Here is a 19,613-nt window from a genome sequence, read left to right as displayed (position 1 = left end):
GAGCGCGCCTGTCACTGCGCAATGCACTGGTGCGGGCGCAGGCGCGAGCTTGCTCAAGATGTCGCCAACGATAATGTGTAGAACCTGAAACCCCGCAGCGGTCTCGGGTTCTTCACGAGCAGGCTCGCTCCTACAATAGTACAACCGAGGGTTGTCAGGCGCCGGTAGCGAGGTTCAAACTGCGGCCTTTGTCGCCGACAGTCATTGGCGCCTTTCTATTTTATGAGCAAGCGACGCACACCCAGTGCCGGGCGCTTGCGCATTCACCAACAATGCAGGGACCCGGACATGGAACTGGTTGTAAAAAGCGTCAACCCGGAAACATTGAAAACCGCCACCCTGGTAGTGGCCGTCAGCGAAGGCCGCAAGCTCGGTGCCGCTGCCCGGCAAATCGACGAACTGAGCGGCGGCGCAATCAGCGCCGTGCTCAAGCGTGGCGACCTGGCCGGCAAAGTCGGCCAGAGCCTGTTGCTGCACAGTCTGCCGAACCTCAAGGCCGAGCGCGTGTTGCTGGTGGGCGTGGGCAAGGACGATGAACTGGGTGACCGCCCCTTCCGCAAAATCATCGCCGCCATCCTCAACACCCTCAAGGGCCTGGGCGGCAGCGATGCGGTGCTGGCACTGGATGAAGTCGTGGTCAAAGGCCGCGACAGCTATGGCAAGACTCGCCTGCTGGCGGAAACCCTGGTAGACGGCGAGTACAGCTTCGACCAGTTCAAGAGCCAGAAAGCCGAACCGCGCGCCCTGAAGAAAATCACCCTGGTGACCATCAAGGCCGCTCAGGCCGAAGTGCAGCGCGCCGTGAATCATGGCACAGCGATCGCCAACGGCATGGCCTTCACCCGCAACCTGGGCAACCTGCCGCCGAACATCTGCCACCCGACCTTCCTCGGCGAGCAAGCCAAGAGCCTGGGCAAAGAGTTCAAGGAACTGAAAGTCGAAGTACTCGACGAGAAGAAGATCAAGGACCTGGGCATGGGTTCCTTCTACGCCGTGGGCCAGGGCAGTGCCCAGCCACCGCGCCTGATCGTCATGCAATACAACGGCGGCAAGAAATCCGAGAAGCCATACGCACTGGTCGGCAAAGGCATCACTTTCGACACCGGCGGCATCAGCCTGAAACCCGGCGCCGGCATGGATGAAATGAAGTACGACATGGGCGGCGCCGCCAGCGTGTTCGGTACCCTGCGTGCCGTGCTCGAACTGAAGCTGCCGATCAACCTGGTGTGCATCCTGGCTTGCGCCGAGAACATGCCGAGCGGCAACGCTTCGCGTCCGGGCGACATCGTCACCACCATGAGCGGCCAGACTGTGGAAATCCTCAACACCGACGCCGAAGGCCGCCTGGTGCTGTGCGACGCCCTGACCTACTCCGAGCGCTTCAAGCCACAAGCGGTGATCGACATCGCCACCCTGACCGGCGCCTGCATCGTCGCCCTGGGTTCCCACACGTCGGGCCTGCTGGGCAATAACGACGAACTGATCGGCCAACTGCTCAGCGCCGGCAAGGCTGCCGACGACCGCGCCTGGCAACTGCCGCTGTTCGATGAGTACCAAGAGCAACTGGACAGCCCGTTCGCCGACATCGCCAACATCGGCGGCCCGAAAGCCGGCACCATCACGGCCGCCTGCTTCCTGTCGCGCTTCACCAAGAACCTGAACTGGGCGCACCTGGACATCGCCGGCACCGCCTGGACCAGTGGCGGCAAGGACAAGGGCGCCACTGGCCGTCCGGTTCCGTTGCTGACCCAGTACCTGCTGGACCGCGCCAAAGCCTGAAACCAATGACCCTGGACGGCGTTGCGTTCGAGCAACGCCGCCCAGGGCTCAGGAACCGCAATGACCAAAGTCGACTTCTATATCCTGCCCAGCGCCGATCCTTCGGCGCGGCTCGATTTCGCCTGCAAGCTCACCGAAAAAGCCTGGCGCATGGGCCACCGTATCTACCTGCATTGCAGCGACGCGACCCAGCGTGATGATCTCGACGCACGTCTGTGGGCGTTCAAGGGCGAAAGCTTCGTGCCCCATGGTCCCGTCGAAAGCGAACCAGAGGGCTTGATCGGCCTGGGCTTTGGCGACGACTGCGGTCAGCACCAGGACCTGCTGGTCAACCTTGACCTGAAAGTCCCGGCCTTCGCCCAGCGTTTCGCCCGCGTGGCGGAGGTGGTGGTGGAAGATCCGGCGATTCGCCAGGCCGCGCGGGAGAGTTTCCGTTTCTACCGCGAACAGGGCTATCCTCTGCAAGATCACCGTCTACAGCGACTCTGAGCATTCCGATGGACACTCCAAAACCGCTGCAACAGTCTGCGCACCTGCTGGACGACCTCGAGTCGATCCGCCAGTTGCTCGGCGATGACAACCTGCAACCGCCCCTGCTGACCGACACGGTCGAGGACAGCGACCAGGAACAGATTCCCATGTTGTTCGATGCGGTCACCGAACCGCCGCAACCGGTCGTACCGACAGCCCCGGCACCAGAGGCCGCACCGGCACCTGCGCCAGGTGCCAGCCAGAATCCCGATGCCCTGCTGCATCTGGACAGCGAACTGCGCGCGGCCGCGCAATTGATCATGCAAGACGTGATCGACGATTTCGCCCCGCACATAGAAACCGAGATCAAACGCCGCCTCAATGCGCGGCTGGAGCGGTTGTTGAGTCAGTACAACGACTGACAGAACGCAACTACTGTAGTGAGGGGCTTACTGTGGCGAGGGGGCTTGCCCCCGCTCGGCTGCGAAGCAGTCGCAAACTCAGGCACCCTGATCTGACTGAAACAAAACCGGGGTGGCTTCGCCACCCAACGGGGCGGTGCCGCGGTCCGACAAGCCCCCTCGCCACAGCAAGCCCCCTACCCACAAATAGTATTCAGGTGCTCAAGTAGCGCCCAATCAAGGCAATCCCGCTGGCCAGCACCAGCCAGGTCACCAGGCGCACGAACGCCTCGCGCGACAGCTTCATGGTCAGCCGTCGGCCGATCCACAGCCCCAGCGCCATGGCTGGCAGCAGACACAACGCCAGCGCCAGCAACGGCAAATCGGCATACACACCCGCTATCACGAACAGGCTCAACCGCACCACGGTGCTGCAACTGATCAATGCACTCTGGGTCGCCCGCGCCGCCTCTTTGGACAAACGACTGTTCAGATAGATCGCATACAAAAAACCGCCACTGCCGAACAACGCGCCAAACATCCCGCCTACCGTACCCATCGGCACTGCCCATGCTGCGGACAATTGTGTCGGCCGGGCTTTGACACCCAGGCTGTAGATCGCATAAGCGCTGATAAACAGCCCCATCAACAACAGCAACAGATCCGACTTGAGATTCAGCAGGAAAATCACCCCCAGAGTGCAGCCCACCGCCATGCACGGCAGCAAACGCAGCAACTCCGGCCTGGCCACATCACGCCGCGAAGGCAGCAGATTGCCGAAAGCCGCGACGAAATCCAGCAACACCAGCAGCGGTACGATCTTCGACAGCGGCATAAACAGAATCAGAATCGGCCCGGCCACCAGCGCAGTGCCGAATCCGGCAATGCCGAACACGATGTAAGCCAGGGCGATGCCCGCCCCGATGATCAGCCAGTCCATGGCGCCGAACGGCCATTGCCCCAGCAACGTCAATACGCTCATTGCAGCGTTCCTCTATTTAAGTTCGCTGACTTTAGCCATCGCCGAGCGTTGCGACTAATATCATCAAAGCCACCCACCCATCTCAAAAAGGCATGTCTTGTGCTTTCAATCCGGCAACTGCGTTACTTCGTAGAAATCGCTGAGTGCGGCAGTTTTGGGGCCGCAGCCGAGCGTCTGTTCATCGCCCAATCGGCGCTGAGTCGACAAATCAAGGACATGGAAGCGCACCTGCAAACCCCGCTCTTTGAACGTACTGCACGCAGGCCCCAGCTCACACCTGCGGGGGAAGCTTTTTTACCCCGAGCCAAAAATCTGTTGAGCGAACTGATCAAGGCCAGCGAAATGGCCACCAAGATCGGTAGTGGCCAAACCGGTACCTTACGCCTGAGTCATTCCAGCACGGTGCCCATGAGCGGCCGACTGTTACGCAGTGTCAGCGATTATCTTGAACATCATCCCGGTGTATCCATGGACATCGCTCAGTTGTCTTCCGAAGCGCAGCTGCAAGAATTGGCAGACGGTCGACTGGATATCGGGCTATTGCGTTTGCCAGTGCTCCGCCAGTGCGAAGAAATACAGATTGAGCGGCTTTACGAGGAGCCTTTGCTGGTAGCAGTTCCGCCCGATCACTGGTTGGCCCGGGACATACCCGGGCAGCCAATCAACCTGGGACAGTTGCGTGACGAAGCGTTTATTTCCATCCCTCACCCCCAACGAGGAGGGCTTAGCTACCTGTCTGCCCAGTTGTGCATGCGCCAGGGTTTCTTTCCCAAAGCAGCTCGGGTGATGTCGCGTAAAACCACGCAACTGCAATTAATCCAGGCGGGATTTGGTATCGCCCTTTTGCCGGAATCAATGCAGGACATTGCCCCACCCGACGTCCATTTCCTGCCACTGGCAGACCCCGACAGCCATAGCAGCGTCGCCTTGGCATACCGCAAACACCCAACGACGCTGGTTCAACAGTTCATCGATCATTTGGTCATATAGGGATCGTGCATTCACTTGGAAAATGCCTTTAAACTGCGCCCCATGATTAAAGATCCCTTTGCGAGACTCGGCCTCGACCGCGAGGTCCTCACCGTCAGCCAGCTCAACGGCCGCGCGCGGGTGCTGCTCGAAGACGTGTTCAGCAATATCTGGGTCGAAGGGGAAATCTCCAACCTCGCCCGCCCGGCGTCCGGCCATGTCTACTTCACCCTCAAGGACAGCGGCGCCCAGGTGCGTTGCGCGCTGTTCCGGCAGAACGCGGCACGGGTTCGCCAGGCGTTGAAAGACGGCCTGGCGGTCAAGGTGCGCGGCAAGGTCTCGTTGTTCGAGGGCCGCGGCGATTACCAACTGATCCTCGATACCGTGGAGCCAGCCGGCGACGGCGCGTTGCGCCTGGCCTTCGACGCGCTGAAGGAAAAGCTCAGCGCCGAAGGTTTGTTCAGTGCCGAGCGCAAGGTGCCGCTGCCGGCACATCCGCAACGCATCGGCATCATCAGCTCGCCCACCGGCGCCGTGATCCGCGACATCATCAGCGTGTTCCGCCGCCGGGCACCGCAGGTGCAGTTGACGCTGATTCCCACTGCCGTACAGGGGCGCGAAGCCACCGCACAGATTGTCCGCGCCCTGAAACTGGCCGACGCCCGTGGCTTTGACGCACTGATCCTGGCCCGGGGCGGCGGCTCCCTGGAAGACCTCTGGTGCTTCAACGAGGAAGCCGTGGCCCGTGCCGTGGATGCCTGCGTGACTCCGATCGTCAGCGCCGTCGGCCATGAAACCGATGTTTCAATCAGTGACTTCGTAGCCGACGTACGTGCGCCAACGCCCTCCGCCGCCGCCGAACTGCTGGCTCCGGACTCCAGCGATCTGGTACGCCGGGTCGAAAGCTTGCACCGGCGCCTGGTAATGCGCATGCGCGATCGCCTGATGCGCGATCGCCTGCGCCTGGAAGGTATCTCGCGCCGATTGCGTCATCCGGGCGAACGCCTGCGCCAGCAAGCACAACGCCTGGACGATCTGGACATGCGTATGCGGCGCGCCTTCGAGCGCAGTCTCAACACCCGTCGCGAGCGGCTGATCCGTCTCGAAACCCGCCTGGCCGGGCAACATCCCGGTCGGCAACTGGCGATGCTGCGTCAACGCCTCGACAGCCTTGCCGAACGCCTGCCCCGCGCTATCCGCGAGGGCTTGAAAAGCCGCCGCCTGCAACTGCAAAGCCAGATGCAGACGTTGCACGTGGTCAGCCCTCTGGCGACCCTCGGCCGTGGCTACAGCATTTTGCTCGACGAGCGCGGCAACGTAATCCGCAACGCCGGCCAAACTCATACCGGCCAACGCCTTAAGGCCAAGCTGGGTGAAGGCGAACTGCAGGTGCGGGTCGAAGACAATCACCTGACGCCCGTCACCCTCTCTTTACTGGACTGATCCATGCCGCGTTTTTTTGCTTCGTTGCTACTGCTGTGCCTGACCTTTAACGCCCATGCCGACAGCTACATCACCCGCCTGTTGAACAAGCCGGTGCCGGGGGGCGTGGCCGTCGTGGACCTGGGCGCGTCCGTGCAAGCGCCGAAAGCCAGCTATCAGGGCAAACCGGTGCTGGTGGTCAAGGAACAGAACAACTGGCTGGCGATTGTCGGCGTACCGCTGACGGTCAAGCCGGGTGCCCAGTCCATCAGCAGCGGCGGTCGCAACCTGAGTTTCACGGTCGGAGCCAAGAAATACCCGGAACAGCGCATCACCCTGAAAAACACCCAGCAGGTCAATCCGGACCCGGAGAACCTCAAGCGCATCGAGCGCGAATTGGCGGAGCAGGTTGCCGCTTATCGCACCTTCAGCCCGAACACTCCGAGCAACCTGTTGCTCGACAAACCGGTCAACGGCCCGCTGTCGAGCAAGTTCGGCGTACGCCGTTTCTTCAACGGTGAAGAACGCAACCCTCACTCAGGCCTGGATTTCGCCGTGGGCGCTGGTACACCGATCAAGACCCCGGCCGCCGGCAAGGTGATTCTGATCGGCAATTACTTCTTCAACGGCAACACGGTGTTTGTCGACCATGGCCAGGGCTTTATCAGCATGTTCTGCCACATGTCGAAGATTGACGTGAAGGTCGGCCAGCAACTGGCCCGTGGCGGCGTGGTGGGGAAAGTCGGTGCGACCGGCCGGGCAACCGGGCCGCATATGCATTGGAATATCAGCCTGAATGATGCGCGGGTGGATCCGGCGATTTTTATCGGAGCGTTCCAGCCTTAAATCTCTAGTGAGACTGATGGCCTGATCGCGGGCAAGCCCGCTCCCACAGGGACTGGAGGCGTACATAAATTCCATGAACACCATCGCCCACTGTGGGAGCGGGCTTGCCCGCGAAGACGGCAGTCGAATCACCCGATAAATCCAAGGTTCCCCCAGCCTCGCCGACCTGAATCCCATTTTTCTTAATTGCGCACCACTCAAACCTAGCGCAAACAACACAACAATCGAATAAAATTGAAGCAATAAAATCGCGAGAAACACTCGCCCACGAGAATTCCTCTCAATTTTTTTCGACTGCTTGCCATCCTCAACCACGGCGGTTAGGGTTGAAGGCATGAAAACCTCTCACACCCTCATTCAGCTTCGTCAGCACCGCAGCCTGTGCCTTGTCAGCGCACGACTACCGGGCTGAATCGCAGTGCCTCGTCCCAAGCGTTATTCCAAGAACATTTGATCCACCGGCAGGCCGCCTTTTTTCGGCCCACACAATAAGGATTACCCGATGAGCATGCTCAAAGACCCGTCTTCGAAATACCGCGCGTTCCCGACCATCGATATCCCGGACCGCACCTGGCCATCGAGAACCATCACTGCCGCGCCAATCTGGTGCAGTTCCGACCTGCGCGATGGCAACCAGTCGCTGATCGAGCCGATGGACGCGGTCAAGAAGCTGCGCTTCTGGAAAACCCTGGTGCAAGTCGGCGTGAAGGAAATCGAAGCTTCGTTCCCGGCCGCCTCGCAAACCGACTTCGACTTCGTGCGTACCCTGATCGAAGGCAACCACATCCCGGACGACACCACCATCCAGGTGCTGACCCAGGGCCGTGAAGACCTGATCGCGCGTACCTTCGAATCCCTGCGTGGCGCGAAGAAAGCCATCGTTCACCTGTACAACGCAACCTCCCCTTCCTTCCGCCGCATTGTCTTCAACCAGGACAAGGACGGGATCAAGGAAATCGCCGTCAGCGCGGCCAAGCTGTTCGTCAAATACGCCGCCCAGCAGCCGGAAACCCAGTGGACTTTCGAGTACTCGCCGGAAACCTTCAGCGCTACCGAGCTTGAGTTCGCCAAGGAAGTCTGCGACGCGGTGATCGAAGTCTGGAACCCGACGCCCGAGCACAAGATGATCCTCAACCTGCCGGCCACCGTCGAATGCGCGACCCCGAACATTTATGCCGACCAGATCGAGTGGTTCGGCCGTCACATCAACCGTCGTGACAGCGTGATCATCAGCCTGCACACCCACAACGACCGTGGCACCGGCGTAGCCGCCACCGAGTTGGGCCTGATGGCCGGCGCTGATCGTGTCGAAGGCTGCCTGTTCGGCAACGGCGAGCGTACCGGCAACGTTGACCTGGTGACCGTGGCGCTGAACCTCTACACCCAGGGCGTTCATCCTGAACTGGACTTCTCCGATATCGACGGCGTGCGCAAAGTCGTCGAAGAGTGCAACCAGATCCAGGTGCACCCGCGTCACCCGTACGTTGGCGACCTGGTCCATACCGCGTTCTCCGGCTCGCACCAGGATGCAATCCGCAAGGGCTTCGCCCAGCAGAAACCGGATGCACTGTGGGAAGTGCCGTACCTGCCGATCGACCCGGCCGACATTGGCCGCAGCTACGAGGCAGTGATCCGCGTCAACAGCCAGTCGGGCAAGGGCGGCATCGCTTATCTGCTGGAACAGGAATACGGCATCAACTTGCCGCGCCGCATGCAGATCGAGTTCAGCCAGGTCGTGCAGCGTGAAACCGATCGCCTGGGCCTTGAGATGACCGCCCAGCAGATCCACGCACTGCTGCACAGCGAATACTTGCAGGCAAACACCCCGTACGCGCTGGTCAGCCACCGTCTGCAGGAAGAAAACGGCAACAGTGCCGTCGAAGTCGAAGTCGCCGGCAAAGGCCAGGGCGAGACCAACCTGCACTGGCGCGGCAAGGGCAACGGCGCCTTGGAAGCCCTGGTGGCCGGCCTGCCGATCCCGGTGGAAATCATGGACTACAACGAGCACGCGATCGGTGCCGGGACCAATGCCAAGGCTGCGGCCTACATTGAACTGCGGGTGAACGGTGAACGCGCGGTCCACGGCGTGGGTATCGATGAAAACATCACCACCGCCAGCTTCAAGGCTCTGTTCAGCGCGCTGAATCGTTCGCTGAGCCAGCCGGAAGCTAAAGCGGCGTAAGCCATCGCTGAAACACAAAAGGCCCCGGGATGTGAATCTCGGGGCCTTTTTGTTTGTCTGGGATTTTTGTGTTGCCTGTTCTGGCGCCATCGCCAGCAGGCTGGCTCCCACAGGGGTATTGTGTTGTGAACACCGCCCACTGTGGGAGCCAGCCTGCTGGCGATGGGGTCCTGTCAGGCAGTGAAAATATCAGGTGAACTCGAAGGTATCGGCATCCAGGTTCGCCGGAAACCGCGTGCGATACGCCGCCAACTCCGCCGCATTCAGCACCACCGTGAACACCCCGTCCGCCTCACCGGCACCGAGCAACGTCTCACCCTGGAAATCCAGGACCTGACTGTCGCCGGTATAGGCAAAACCCTTGCCGTCAGTGCCTATGCGATTGACCGCCGCCACATAGCACAGGTTCTCGATCGCCCGTGCCGGCAACAGGCGGTTCCAGTGCTGGCGTCGTGCGCCCGGCCAGTTCGCGGTGTACAGCAACAGGTCGGTGTCCTGGGCATCGCGACTCCACACCGGGAAGCGCAGGTCGTAGCAGATCAGCGGGCGTACACGCCAGCCCTTGAGCTCGAACTGCACCTGACGCTCGCCGGGGGTGTAATGGTTATGCTCGCCGGCCATGCGAAACAGATGGCGCTTGTCGTAATGCAGCACCTCGCCGTCCGGGCGCGCCCACAACAGGCGATTGCGATGACTGCCGTCGGCGGCCTGAATGATGACACTGCCGGTGATCACCGCATCGAGCCTTAGCGCCTGGGCCCGCAGCCATTTGCTGGTGGGGCCGTTTTCCGCCTCGGCGAGGGTCTCGGATTCCATGGAGAAACCGGTGGTGAACATCTCTGGCAGGATGATCAAGTCCGCGCCACGAGCTTCATCCAGCAGGGGCTCGAAATGCTCCAGGTTGGCCTGGCGGTCGTGCCAGGCCAGGGAAGTCTGGATCAACGCGACCGTCAGGTTGGGTAACGCACTCAGATCACGCATAGTTTTTCCGCCGCTTCTCGCAGGGTCTCCTCGCGCTTGGCGAAGCACAACCGCACCAGGCGTTGGCCTTCGGGCGGGGTCTGGTAGAACACCGAGATCGGAATGCTCGCCACCCCGTGTTCGCGGGTCATCCACAGCGCCATCTCGACATCATTGAGGTCCGGACGGATCTGCGAGTAATCGACCAGTTGGAAGTAGGTGCCGGTCACACGGGTGAATTTGAAGCGCGACGGCGCCAGCAGATCGCAGAAAAGATCGCGTTTGGCCTGATAGAAGTCCGGCAACTCTTCGACATGCTGTGGCTGCTCGGCCATGAAATCGGCCAGGGCGTATTGCAGCGGGGTCACGCCGCAGAAGCTGACGTACTGATGCACCTTGCGCAGCTCCGCCGTCAGCGCCGGTGGGGCGACGACGTAGCCGGTTTTCCAGCCGGTGACGTGATAGGTCTTGCCGAAGGAGCTGACAACGAAAGCACGCTGATACAGCTCTTGGTGATTCAGCACGCTGACGTGAGGTACACCGTCGAATACCAGGTGCTCGTAGACTTCGTCGCTGAGGATATAGATGTCGCGATTACGAATCAGATCCGCCAACTGATCCAGCTCGGCACGGCTGATCAGCGCGCCGCTCGGGTTGTGCGGCGAGTTGAGAACAATCATCCGCGTGCGCGGGGTAATCGCATCAGCGAGTTTCTGGAAGTCGATGGAAAAATCATCGAGCCCGAGCTGCACATGCACGCAACGCCCGCCTGCCAGTTCAGTCGCCGGTTCATAACTGTCGTAGCACGGGTCGAACACGATCACTTCGTCGCCGCTGTGGATAACCGCCTGGATCGCGCAGAAGATCGCCTGGGTGGCGCCGGGGGTTATCGTCACCTCGTTGTCGGCATCGACATTGACGCCATAGTTGCGGGCGATCTTCGCCGTCACTTGCTGACGCAACGCCGGCAAACCGGTCATTGGCGAATACTGGTTATGGCCGTTGGCAATGTGCCGCCCGACCGCATCACACAGGGCCTGCGGAGCGTCGAAATCGGGGAAACCCTGGGACAGATTGAGCGCGCCGGTTTGTGCCGCGAGCTGAGACATCTGAGTGAAGATGGTGATGCCGACATTCGGCAGCTTACTGGTGATCATCGGTGGTTCCCTGCTCTACACCCGGCTCTACGGCGGCGCGGGGGAGTTCGAGGATAGCCCATCCGGCGCCCATAAAAAAAGGGCGCCAACCGGCGCCCTCCTTCTGATGATAAACACAAAACCTTGTGGCGAGGGGGCTTGCCCCCGTTGGGTGGCGTAGCCGCCCTAAACCATCCACGCAGTCTGTCAAAAAACCGCAGTGCAGCTTTTACGACTGCTTCGCAGCCGAACGGGGCGATGCGGCGGTCCGACAAGCCCCCTCACCACAATAMCCCCSCACMACAAAAATGGAGTGTAGGTCTTGAATCAGCACCTTGTGGCGAGGGGGCTTGCCCCCGTTGGGTGGCGTAGCCGCCCTGAGACCATCCACGCGGTCTGTCAAAAAACCGCATTGCAGCTTTTACGACTGCTTCGCAGCCGAACGGGGGCAAGCCCCCTCRCCACAATAACCCCGCACAACAAAAATGGAGTGTRGGTCTTRAATCAGCACCTTGTGGCGAGGGGGCTTGCCCCCGTTGGGTGGCGTAGCCGCCCTGAAACCATCCACTGCGGTCTGTCAAAAAACCGCATTGCAGGTTTTACGACTGCTTCGCAGCCGAACGGGGCGATGCGGCGGTCCGACAAGCCCCCTCACCACAATACCCCCCACCACAAAAATGGAGTGTGGGTCTTGAATCAGCGCTTGTCGCGGCGCTTCTTGTCGGCCTTCTTGTGGTGCGACATCAAGCGACGCTTCTTGTTGACCTGGCGGTCGGTCAGCGAGTTCTTGTTGCCTTCGTACGGGTTTTCGCCGCCCTTGAACTCGATGCGGATCGGCGTACCGACCAGCTTCAACACACGACGGTAAGTGTTTTCCAGGTAACGCACGTAAGACTTCGGCACCTTCTCGATCTGGTTACCGTGAATCACGATGATCGGCGGGTTCGCGCCACCCAGGTGGGCATAACGCAGCTTGATCCGGCGATTGTTGACCATCGGTGGCGCGTGCTCACCGACCGCGTCTTCCAGAATCTGGGTCAGGCGGTTGGTCGGCCAGCGGGTGACCGCAGACTTGAACGAGTTCTGTACGGATGCGTAGAGGTTACCCACGCCAGTGCCGTGCAGGGCCGAGATGAAGTGGATGTCGGCGTAGTCAACGAAGAACAGACGACGCTGCAGCTCGACCTTGACGAAGTCGCGCTCGCTCGGCGTCATGCCGTCCCACTTGTTGATCGCGATAACCAGCGCACGACCCGACTCAATGGCAAAGCCCAACAGGTTGAGGTCGTGATCCACCACGCCTTCGCGGGCGTCCATCACGAAGATCACCACGTTGGCGTCTTTGATCGCCTGCAGGGTTTTGACCACGGAGAACTTTTCGACTTCTTCGTGAATCTTGCCGCGCTTGCGCACACCAGCGGTGTCGATCAGCGTGTACTTCTCTTCGTTACGCTCGAACGGGATGTAGATACTGTCGCGGGTGGTGCCCGGCTGGTCGTACACGATAACCCGGTCTTCACCGAGCATACGGTTGACCAGGGTCGACTTGCCGACGTTCGGACGGCCAATGATCGCGATCTTGATCCCGTCTTTTTCGCTCGGACCAGGAATGCGCTTGGCTTCCTCGCCTTCGGCAACGATCTCTTCCTCGCCTTCTTCCGGCTCTTCTTCGTCTTTCGGGAAGTCGCTCAGGGCGATTTCCAGCATCTGGGTGATGCCACGACCGTGAGCACCTGCGATCGGAATCGCGTGGCCCATGCCCAACGGAGCGAATTCGGCGCGGGCCATTTCAGGGTCGATGTTGTCGACCTTGTTGGCAACCACGTAGGAACGCTTGTTACGTTTGCGCAAATGCTCGGCGATCATCTGGTCGGCGGCGGTAAAACCGGCCTTGGCATCTACCAGGAACAGCACAACATCCGCTTCTTCAATGGCCAGCAGTGACTGCTCGGCCATTTTTTCGTCCATACCGTGCTCGTCACCGGAGATACCACCGGTGTCGACCAGAATGTAGGAACGCCCTTGCCATTTGGCCTCACCGTATTGGCGATCACGGGTCAGACCGGACAGGTCGCCGACGATGGCGTCGCGAGTCCTGGTCAGGCGGTTGAACAAGGTGGACTTGCCGACGTTCGGTCGGCCCACCAGGGCGATTACGGGAACCATGCGGCTCTCCACTTCGTTATTTCAGAAAATACAAAAGCCGCTGCTAGGCAGCGGCTGGTGCTCGGGCAGCAATCTGTAGGAGCGAGCATGCTCGCGAGAAACGCCATGGCACCGCGATTAATCAGACTGCCAGCGTTATCGTTGACGTCCATCGCGAGCCTGCTCGCTCCTACAGAAAAGCCGCTGCCTGGGGTTAAACCCCAAGCATAGTCGTTACTTGATGGTCAGGGCTTCCAGTTTGCCGCTGTTGCCATACACATAAATTGTGTCACCCACCACCAGCGGACGGGCACGCAGGCCGTCGCTGTCGATGCGCTCGCGGCCGACGAATCGACCGTCCACCTGACTCAGCAGGTGCAGGTAACCTTCCAGGTCACCGACTGCCACGTAGCTGGAAAACACTTCCGGAGCCGACAGTTGACGGCGAGCCAGCGAGTCGTTGCTCCACAAGGCTGTGGTGGAACGCTCGTCGACGCCTTCAACGGTGCCCGAAGACAGGCTCACATAGACGGTGCCAAACCCTTGGGCGACACCGGCATAGCTGGAAGCATCACGCTGCCAGAGCTGGCGACCGCTTTCCAGGTCCAGTGCCGCAACGCGACCCTGGTAGCTGGCAACGTACAAGGTACCGCCGGACAGCAGCAAGCCGCCGTCGATATCGACCACACGCTCCAGCTCCGAACGACCTTGCGGGATCGCAACACGCTGTTCCCACACCGGCACGCCGTTGGAGATATCCAAAGCAACCACTTTACCGGTCGACAGGCCAGCCACCGCGAGGCGGTTGGTCACGATCGGCGCACTGGTGCCACGCAGGGTCAGTACCGCTGGAGTGCTGTCATAGATCCAGCGACGATCACCGGTGGACGCATCCAGGCCGATCAGACGGTCGTCCTGGGTCTGAACCACGACCACGTCACCGTTGTTGGCCGGCGGTGCGAGTACTTCGCTGGACACGCGAGCGCGCCATTTCTCTTCACCGTTGATGGCGTCCAGGGCAACGATTTCGCCCTGCAGCGTACCGATCATGACCAGACCGTAACCCACGCCAACGGCGCCGGACACAGGCAGTTCGAGATCTTTCTTCCACTTGACGTCGCCATTGCTGCGATCCATCGCCATCACCACACCGGTGACGTCGGCGGCATAGATGGTTTCGCCATCGATTGCCGGCACCAGCATGTTGTAGGTTTCGCCCTGACCGTCACCGATCGAACGACTCCACTGCTTGTGCAGAACCACTTCTTCCTTGAAGTCAGTCAACTCGGCCGGAGGCAGTTCTTTTTTGCTGTTGCTGCTGCAACCCGCGGCCAAAATGGCCAGGGCCAGCAGTGCTGCATGTTTCCAACGGATCACGTCACGCATCCCCTTTGGCCAGATCGTCCAGCTTGATTTGCAGGCCACCGACCGCCGCTTCATCCGACAGTGCCGCCTTGGCTTTTTGATACGCCGCGTTCGCTTCCTCAGTACGACCCAACTGCACCAGCAGGTCGCCCTTGAGTTCTTCACGAGTGGCCAGGAATGCCTTGTCGGCATCGCCTTCGAGCAGCTTCAGGGCTTCATCCGCCTTGTTCTGGGCACCCAGCACCTGGGCCAGACGCTGACGGGCAATTTCGCCCAGCGCCGGGTTGGCCGGTTTGTCGGCAATGGCTTTGAGCTGGCTGACAGCGTCGTCCAGCTTGCCGCTGTCGACCGCGACCTTGGCCACGAACAGGCTGCCGTATTGCGCGTAGGCACTGCCGCCGAACTCGCTGTTGAGCTTGCCGGCCAGATCGGCGACACGCGCTGCATCAGGCTTGCCGTCAGGCGTCAGCGTGGTTTCCAGCAATTGCTGATAGAGAATCGAAGCGCCTTGCGCCTGATTGTTCTGATACTTGTGGAACGCCTGCCAGCCGAACACGATGACCAGCGCCAACAGGCCGCCAGTGACCAGGGGCTTGCCGTTGCGTGACCACCAATCCTTCAAATCCGCCAGATGTTCGTCTTCGGTACTCGACACCCCAATACTCCTTAATCGCTAAATCGGCTGTTCAGACAGCTTCAACCCTGCACGACGCAGGTGGCCAGGTGTGCAGCAAGCGCATCCCAGGCAATGCTTTGTTGTTCGCCCTGGCCACGCAGGGGTTTGAAACCTACCACTTGCTGGGCCATTTCGTCGTCACCGAGAATCAGCGCATACAGCGCGCCGCTTTTGTCGGCTTTCTTGAACTGGCTTTTGAAACTGCCGGCGCCGGCATTCACTTGCAGGCGCAGGTTGGGTAATTGATCACGTACCCGCTCGGCCAGGGCCAGACCGGCCAGTTCGGCCTCTTCACCAAAGGCACAGAGGTAGACGTCGACCTGACGGGAAATCTCTTGCGGGATCTGCTCCAGGGTTTCGAGCAGCAGCACCAGGCGCTCGATGCCCATGGCGAAACCAACGCCTGCAGTCGGCTTGCCGCCCATCTGCTCGACCAGACCGTCGTAACGACCACCGGCGCAGACGGTGCCCTGGGCACCCAGCTTGTCGGTGACCCATTCGAAAACGGTCTTGCTGTAGTAATCCAGGCCGCGAACCAGCTTCGGGTTGATCACGTAAGGAATGCCGGCAGCGTCCAGGCGAGCCTTGAGGCCCTCGAAGTGCACGCGCGATTCTTCGTCGAGGTAGTCGGCCATCTTCGGCGCGTCGACCAGGATCGCCTGTGTGTCGGCGTTCTTGGTGTCCAGTACCCGCAACGGGTTGGTTTTCAGGCGGCGCTGGCTGTCTTCGTCCAGCTTGTCCAGATGTGCAGAGAGGTACTCGACCAGCGCTTCACGATAGCGGCCACGGGACTCGCTGGTGCCCAGGCTGTTGAGTTCGAGCTTGACCGCATCGCGGATGCCCAGCTCGCCCCACAGGCGCCAGGTCAGCACGATCAGCTCGGCGTCGATGTCCGGACCATCAAGGTTGAATACTTCGACGCCGATCTGGTGGAACTGGCGATAACGGCCTTTCTGCGGACGTTCGTGGCGGAACATCGGGCCGATGTACCAGAGTTTCTGCACCTGGCCACCGCCGGTGATGCCGTGTTCGAGCACAGCACGCACGCAGGCCGCCGTGCCTTCAGGGCGCAGGGTCAGGGAGTCGCCGTTACGGTCGTCGAAGGTGTACATCTCTTTTTCGACGATGTCGGTCACTTCACCGATGGAGCGTTTGAACAGCTCGGTGAACTCGACGATCGGCATGCGGATCTGCTTGTAACCGTAGTTATCCAGCAGGCGCGAAACGGTGCCTTCGAAATGACGCCACAGGGGGGTCTGATCGGGCAGGATGTCGTTCATGCCACGTATGGCTTGCAGAGACTTGCTCACTTTAAATCCTTAAATTCGTTCGGCTCTTTTCAGCCCGGCTTAGCCACGTGCGATAACGGCAGCGTCAGCTTCGACCTTTTCGGCCGCTTTCTCGCGGATCAAGCGTTCAAGCTCATCCACCAGATTGTCATTCGTCAGTTTCTGCGACGGCTTGCCGTCGATGTAAATCAGGTTTGGCGTGCCGCCGGTCAAGCCGATATGGGCTTCCTTGGCTTCACCCGGGCCGTTTACCACGCAACCGATCACCGCAACATCCAGCGGCACCAACAGGTCTTCGAGGCGCCCTTCCAGCTCGTTCATGGTCTTGACCACATCGAAGTTCTGCCGCGAGCAGCTCGGGCAGGCGATGAAGTTGATACCACGGGAACGCAGGTGCAGGGACTTGAGAATGTCGTACCCGACTTTCACTTCCTCGACCGGGTCGGCCGCCAACGAGATGCGAATAGTATCGCCAATCCCTTCGGCAAGCAGCATACCGAGGCCCACGGCTGATTTCACCGTGCCTGAACGCAAACCACCGGCTTCGGTGATCCCCAGGTGCAGCGGCTGGACGATTTCCTTGGCCAGCAGGCGGTAGGCTTCGACGGCCATGAACACGTCGGAAGCTTTCACGCTGACCTTGAAGTCCTGGAAGTTCAGGCGCTCGAGGTGCTCAACGTGGCGCAAGGCGGATTCGACCAGCGCGGCCGGGGTCGGCTCGCCGTATTTCTTTTGCAGGTCTTTTTCCAGGGAACCGGCGTTGACGCCGATACGGATCGGAATCCCGCGGTCACGGGCGGCATCGACCACCGCACGCACGCGGTCTTCGCGACCGATGTTGCCGGGGTTGATGCGCAGGCAGTCAACGCCCAGCTCGGCGACGCGCAAGGCGATGCGGTAGTCGAAGTGGATGTCGGCAACCAAAGGTACTTTGACCAGTTGCTTGATCTTGCCGAAGGCTTCGGCAGCGTCCATGTCCGGTACGGAAATGCGCACGATATCGACGCCGGCCGCTTCCAGGCGATTGATCTGGGCAACCGTGGCCGCGACATCATTGGTGTCGCTATTGGTCATGCTCTGCACAGCGATGGGCGCATCGCCGCCGACAGGTACGTTACCGACCCAGATCTTGCGTGATTCGCGACGTTTGATTGGAGATTCGCCGTGCATGACTTATTGACCCAACTTCAGGCGAGCAGTCTCGCCACTGGTGAACGGAGCGACATCGACCGCCTGGCCGTTATAGCTGACTTGCGCACCCCGGGCGAAGCCCAGGCGCACGGCAAACGGTGGCTTGCCGCTGAGGGAAGCGCTATCGCCTTTACGCTTTAGACCGCTCAACAGCACCTTGCCGTTGCCATCGGTCACTTGCGTCCAGCAATCGGCGGTGAATTGCAGTTGAACCTGGCCCTGGCCGGCAACCGGGGCGGCCGCGGCAGGCGCCGGAGTGCTCGGAGCAACAGGAGCAACAGGAGCAGTCACGACCGGAGCCGGAACCACAGGTACTGCCGGAGCCGGGGCTGCCGGAGTTGCCACAACCGGGGCGGTGCTGTGAGTTGGCGCAACAGGTGCTGCAGCCGGTGCGGTCGGTGCTGTCGGCACGGTGGAAGGTGCGGCAGCCTGAGTGTCGGCCGGTGCCTGCTCGGAAGTCTCGGCCTGCGGCAAGGCAAGCGAGGTTTCGCCTTCTGCCTGACCTTGCGCGACGGCCTGGTCTTCCGGCTCGTCCAGCGGATGAATCTGGGTAGTGCCGTCGGCGCCTTCGACTTCGACGTGCTCCGGCGCCAGACCGATCAGGTCCTTGGTGCGCAACGAAGCCTGATCCTGCCACCAGACAAACCCGCCACCGATCACCGCGATCAGCAGCAACAGGCTGACAATGCGCAAAATGGTGTGGGAAACCCGTACAGGCTCTTCGATACGGCCCAGGCTGTGGACACTGCTGCCCTTGGAATCGGTGCCGGTGGACTGGTCGAACTGCTGAACCAGAACGGCCTGGTCCATGCCGAGCAATTTGGCATAGGCGCGAATATAACCGCGGGCAAAAGTATGCCCAGGCAGCTTGTCGAAAGCGCCGGCTTCCAGATTGCTCAGGGAAGTGGTGGTGAGGTTGAGCTTGAGGGCCACTTCGGCCAGCGACCAGCCATTGCTTTCGCGGGCCTGGCGCAGGATTTCACCTGGGTTAACGCGATTCGCTGCTACAACTTCGGGATGCGCCGCTTTCATCATTGCTCCGACAGGTATTGCTGATATTCCGGCGTACCGGGATAGAGTCGTTTTAATTGCAGGCCCGCACTTGCGGCCTTGTCGCGATCTTCAAACACTTTTGCCAGCCGAACGCCGAGCAATAGACTACGTGCATTTTGTTCGGCAAGCAGGCTAAAACGGTCGTAATAATCGCGGGCGGGCACATAATGCCTGTCTTCGTAAGACAACTCAGCCATTTCCAGCAATGCACGTGGCTGCTGGCGATTCAAACGCAAGGCTTTTTCCAGCTGCAACTGGGCCAGATCACGCTGCCCAAGCTTCGACGCGGTCATACCCAGGTTCTCGAACACCCGCGAACGCTCAGGATACAGGGTATCGGCAGCCGCTTGTTCAAAGCGCTGGTAAGCGTCCTTGTAACGTTGCTGCTGGAACAGAAAACTGCCGTAGTTGTTAAGGATACGCGCATCAGCGGGGCGTGAAGACAGCGCCTTGCGAAAATGCTCGTCGGCAAGCTCAGGCTCCATCTCGGCCTGGAACACCAGCGCCAGTGCCGCGTTGGCATCGGGGTCGGCGCTATCGAGCTCCAACGCCTTCTTCAGCGGGACCTTGGCGCGCTCGGTCATACCCTGTTGCAAATAGCCGATTCCGAGCTGCACGTATGCCTCGCGCGCTTCATCACGGCCCTTGCTGGTCTTGAGCGGGTTGTAATCACCCGAAAGAACACAGCCAGCGCAGAGGCTGGCCAACAGCAACAGCAGCGCAAAGCGCAGGGACATAGAGATCCT

At 60.6% G+C, this 19,613-nt stretch carries 17 protein-coding genes; 7 read left to right on the top strand and 10 right to left on the bottom strand.

Going from position 1 to position 19,613, the window contains the following annotated elements; translation table 11 throughout:
- Window positions 1-288 precede the first annotated feature (288 nt).
- Genes ASE98_RS20380 through ASE98_RS20370 form a run of 3 tightly spaced genes read left to right on the top strand, consistent with a single transcriptional unit; the run spans window position 289 to window position 2,672 of the window.
- A complete protein-coding gene (locus ASE98_RS20380) occupies window positions 289-1,779 on the top strand; it encodes a leucyl aminopeptidase (RefSeq protein ID WP_060543126.1) in 1,491 nt (496 codons plus the stop codon).
- A gap of 60 nt (window positions 1,780-1,839) precedes the next feature.
- Window positions 1,840-2,268: a DNA polymerase III subunit chi gene (locus tag ASE98_RS20375; protein WP_060543125.1), complete on the top strand. Its 429-nt coding sequence runs from the start codon at window positions 1,840-1,842 to the stop codon at window positions 2,266-2,268.
- Between the two features lie 8 nt (window positions 2,269-2,276).
- The gene (locus ASE98_RS20370; protein ID WP_060543124.1) at window positions 2,277-2,672 is read left to right on the top strand and encodes a hypothetical protein; all 396 of its coding nucleotides are present in this window, start codon (window positions 2,277-2,279) and stop codon (window positions 2,670-2,672) included.
- Between the two features lie 193 nt (window positions 2,673-2,865).
- Here ASE98_RS20370 and ASE98_RS20365 read toward each other — a convergent pair whose 3' ends face one another.
- Window positions 2,866-3,633, bottom strand: a complete 768-nt coding sequence (locus tag ASE98_RS20365; protein ID WP_060543123.1) for a sulfite exporter TauE/SafE family protein — start codon at window positions 3,631-3,633, stop codon at window positions 2,866-2,868.
- Between the two features lie 99 nt (window positions 3,634-3,732).
- Between ASE98_RS20365 and ASE98_RS20360 the strand changes: the two genes are divergently transcribed.
- The 4 genes from ASE98_RS20360 (at window position 3,733) to leuA (ending at window position 9,052) form a co-directional block, all read left to right on the top strand.
- Window positions 3,733-4,623: a LysR family transcriptional regulator gene (locus ASE98_RS20360; RefSeq protein WP_060543122.1), complete on the top strand. Its 891-nt coding sequence runs from the start codon at window positions 3,733-3,735 to the stop codon at window positions 4,621-4,623.
- 42 nt (window positions 4,624-4,665) lie between these two features.
- Entirely contained in the window at window positions 4,666-6,045 is a 1,380-nt protein-coding gene (gene xseA / locus ASE98_RS20355; protein ID WP_060543121.1) for an exodeoxyribonuclease VII large subunit, read from the top strand.
- Window positions 6,046-6,048: 3 nt separating this feature from the next.
- Window positions 6,049-6,870, top strand: coding sequence for a M23 family metallopeptidase (locus tag ASE98_RS20350; RefSeq protein ID WP_060543120.1), 822 nt, complete (start codon window positions 6,049-6,051; stop codon window positions 6,868-6,870).
- A gap of 502 nt (window positions 6,871-7,372) precedes the next feature.
- On the top strand, window positions 7,373-9,052 hold the full coding sequence (leuA, locus tag ASE98_RS20345; protein WP_060543119.1) for a 2-isopropylmalate synthase: 1,680 nt from the start codon (window positions 7,373-7,375) through the stop codon (window positions 9,050-9,052).
- 189 nt (window positions 9,053-9,241) lie between these two features.
- On the opposite strand, the gene ASE98_RS20340 is transcribed toward leuA, so the two are convergent.
- The 9 genes from ASE98_RS20340 to pilW form a co-directional block, all read right to left on the bottom strand.
- Window positions 9,242-10,033, bottom strand: coding sequence for an amidohydrolase (locus tag ASE98_RS20340; RefSeq protein ID WP_060543118.1), 792 nt, complete (start codon window positions 10,031-10,033; stop codon window positions 9,242-9,244).
- The gene (locus ASE98_RS20335) at window positions 10,021-11,169 is read right to left on the bottom strand and encodes a pyridoxal phosphate-dependent aminotransferase (protein WP_060543117.1); all 1,149 of its coding nucleotides are present in this window, start codon (window positions 11,167-11,169) and stop codon (window positions 10,021-10,023) included. Before ASE98_RS20335 ends, ASE98_RS20340 begins: the two co-directional genes overlap by 13 nt.
- 675 nt (window positions 11,170-11,844) lie before the next feature.
- Window positions 11,845-13,314: a ribosome biogenesis GTPase Der gene (gene der / locus ASE98_RS20330; RefSeq protein ID WP_060543116.1), complete on the bottom strand. Its 1,470-nt coding sequence runs from the start codon at window positions 13,312-13,314 to the stop codon at window positions 11,845-11,847.
- Between the two features lie 213 nt (window positions 13,315-13,527).
- Window positions 13,528-14,679, bottom strand: coding sequence for an outer membrane protein assembly factor BamB (gene bamB / locus ASE98_RS20325; protein WP_060543115.1), 1,152 nt, complete (start codon window positions 14,677-14,679; stop codon window positions 13,528-13,530).
- Entirely contained in the window at window positions 14,672-15,313 is a 642-nt protein-coding gene (locus tag ASE98_RS20320) for a tetratricopeptide repeat protein (RefSeq protein ID WP_060543114.1), read from the bottom strand. The genes bamB and ASE98_RS20320 overlap by 8 nt, the downstream gene beginning before the upstream one ends.
- A gap of 41 nt (window positions 15,314-15,354) precedes the next feature.
- Window positions 15,355-16,644: a histidine--tRNA ligase gene (gene hisS, locus ASE98_RS20315; RefSeq protein ID WP_060543113.1), complete on the bottom strand. Its 1,290-nt coding sequence runs from the start codon at window positions 16,642-16,644 to the stop codon at window positions 15,355-15,357.
- A 39-nt stretch (window positions 16,645-16,683) separates the two neighbouring features.
- Window positions 16,684-17,793 (bottom strand): flavodoxin-dependent (E)-4-hydroxy-3-methylbut-2-enyl-diphosphate synthase, encoded by a 1,110-nt coding sequence (ispG, locus tag ASE98_RS20310; RefSeq protein WP_060543112.1) that lies wholly within the window; start codon window positions 17,791-17,793, stop codon window positions 16,684-16,686.
- Between the two features lie 3 nt (window positions 17,794-17,796).
- Window positions 17,797-18,846 carry a RodZ domain-containing protein gene (locus tag ASE98_RS20305; RefSeq protein ID WP_060543111.1) on the bottom strand — a complete coding sequence of 350 codons (1,050 nt, stop codon included), beginning with the start codon at window positions 18,844-18,846 and terminating at the stop codon, window positions 17,797-17,799.
- On the bottom strand, window positions 18,846-19,604 hold the full coding sequence (pilW, locus tag ASE98_RS20300; RefSeq protein ID WP_060543110.1) for a type IV pilus biogenesis/stability protein PilW: 759 nt from the start codon (window positions 19,602-19,604) through the stop codon (window positions 18,846-18,848). The genes ASE98_RS20305 and pilW overlap by 1 nt, the downstream gene beginning before the upstream one ends.
- Window positions 19,605-19,613: the final 9 nt, after the last annotated feature.

This window comes from Pseudomonas sp. Leaf48 (genome assembly GCF_001421885.1).
Taxonomy (GTDB): Bacteria; Pseudomonadota; Gammaproteobacteria; order Pseudomonadales; family Pseudomonadaceae; genus Aquipseudomonas.
Note: the sequence above shows the minus strand (reverse complement) of the source record. Positions and strands in the feature narration are given on the sequence as shown.